At 54.2% G+C, this 1,475-nt stretch carries 1 protein-coding gene; it reads right to left on the minus strand.

Annotated features, from left to right (window positions below):
• Nucleotides 1-55: 55 nt before the first annotated feature.
• Nucleotides 56-1,401 (minus strand): IS3 family transposase gene (locus ROA7450_RS20655; protein ID WP_370738223.1). Its coding sequence is split into 2 segments (ribosomal slippage): nt 56-1,071 and nt 1,071-1,401, totalling 1,347 coding nucleotides; the frame shifts between segments, so codons are not numbered across the junction.
• Nucleotides 1,402-1,475: the final 74 nt, after the last annotated feature.

The raw sequence follows: 1,475 nt of genomic DNA on the forward strand, positions 1-1,475 counted from the left end.
TGGAACCAATGTGGGCCTAAACTAAGTGAGAGTTTGGCTCATCTTGTTGGTTTGATTATGCGGCGTGTTTGCGGTGATGCAAGCGCCGCGCTTCGAGCGTCTTCAGTTTGATCCTTTCGCGTTGTTTTAGAATGGTTTTGTCCCTTCCGAAGTAAACGTCGGCAGGTGTGACGTTGTTGATGCTCTCGTGATAGCGTTGGTGATTGTAGTGATCGACGAAGGCCTCGATTTGAGATTCAAGATCACCCGGCAGGAAGTAGTTTTCCAGCAGGATGCGGTTCTTCAAAGTTTGGTGCCATCGTTCAATCTTGCCCTGGGTTTGGGGATGATACGGGGCACCGCGAGAGTGCTTCATCCCTTTGTCCTGCAACCATTCGGCCAAGTCTCCGGACACATAGCTGGATCCGTTGTCACTGAGCAGCCGCGGCTTGTGAATGACGTGAACCTGGTCGCAACCCGATGCCTGCAATGCCAAGTCCAGTGTAGCCGTCACGTCTTCTGCCCTCATGGTGGTGCAGAGCTTCCATGAGACGATGTAGCGACTGTAATCGTCGAGAACCGTGCTGAGATAGAACCAACCCCATCCCAGCACTTTGATATAGGTGAAGTCAGTTTGCCAAAGCTGGTTGATCCCAGTCGTCTTATGCTGGAACTCATCGGCCGCCTTCAGGACGATGAACGCCGGGCTGGTGATCAGATCATGCGCCTTCAGCACGCGATACACTGTGGATTCCGAGACAAAATAACGCTCTTGATCTGTGAACGTCACTGCCAGCTCGCGTGGCGACAGTTCCGTCTCCCGCAACGCCAGATCCACAACCTTTCGCTTCACGTCCGTAGGCACACGGTTCCAAACGTGCTTTGGCTTGGGGGATTTGTCCTGCAACCCGGCCTCACCGCGCTGCAGATACCGATCATACCAGCGGTAGAATGTGGTGCGTGGAATGCCGAGCTTGGCCAGTGTCCGACGTGCTGACAGGCGGCTCTCTTCGACCAGCCGAATGATCTCCAGCTTCTCAGATGCAGGGTATCTCATGCGTCGTCGCCCCCATCCCCGAGCATGCTTTTTTTGAGAAGGCGCAGTTCGAGCGTTTGTTCCGCTACCACCTCCTTAAGGTCCTTTGCTTCGCGACGCAGTTCTTTGACCTCATCGGTGTTCGCGGCGCGCGCCGTGTCACCTGCCAGCCGCTTCTTTCCGGCTTCCATGAAGTCCTTCGACCATTTGTAATATAGACCCTGAGATATGCCCTCACGGCGGCAAAGCTCGGCAATGCTGTCCTCGCCACGCAGGCCATCGAGCACGATCCTGATCTTCTCTTCAGATGAATAATGCTTGCGCGTCGCGCGTTTGATATCTTTGACGATCTTCTCGCCAGGGCTCTTCGTTGTCTTTCTCATCATCCACTCCTTGGTGGCTACGATGAGCAACAAACCCTCTCTTAGCAAATCGACCTATTTGGACCCATAAGCGCTGA

The sequence above is a fragment of the Roseovarius albus genome, assembly GCF_900172335.1.
Classification (GTDB): Bacteria; Pseudomonadota; Alphaproteobacteria; order Rhodobacterales; family Rhodobacteraceae; genus Roseovarius; species Roseovarius albus.